Below are 477 nucleotides of genomic sequence, written 5' to 3' on the forward strand. Positions count from 1 at the left end.
GACCAGTTCAAGCGCCGCGCTACGGCGGCGGTGAGCAACGCCGCCACCGCGACGGCGAGCAGGGCCACGTTCACGGCGGTCTCCGTCCAGGCGGTCGGATGTGTGGATATCCCACCCTGCAGCATGCAGGATGGGAGGTGATGAAGAGAGTTCTGCGACGCGCGGCTGACCGCATCCGAGCGGGATCCCCGGGTCCGGCCACCGCCGGGTCCTGCGACGAACTCGCCGCGGCCACCGGACCGGACCCTGAGCCGCGCACGCCCGGCCTCTGCGAGGAATGCGCGGCGCTCGGTGAGCAGAACTGGGCGCACCTGCGGATCTGTCTCACCTGCGGCCACGTCGGATGTTGCGACTCGAGTCCCCACCGGCACGCGACCGCGCATTTCGAGCAGACGGGACACCCCGTCATGCGCTCGCACGAGCCGGGCGAGGCGTGGCGTTGGTGCTACCGGCACGCCGAGATGGGCTGACCCTGGA

1 protein-coding gene is annotated in these 477 nt (G+C 70.9%); it reads left to right on the forward strand.

Going from position 1 to position 477, the window contains the following annotated elements; all coding sequences use genetic code 11:
* Positions 1-140: 140 nt before the first annotated feature.
* Complete coding sequence (locus AC1DYG_RS19520; protein ID WP_477641509.1) at positions 141-470, forward strand: UBP-type zinc finger domain-containing protein; 330 nt, start codon at positions 141-143, stop codon at positions 468-470.
* Positions 471-477 lie beyond the last annotated feature (7 nt).

The organism is Pedococcus sp. P1_H8 (assembly GCF_056405175.1).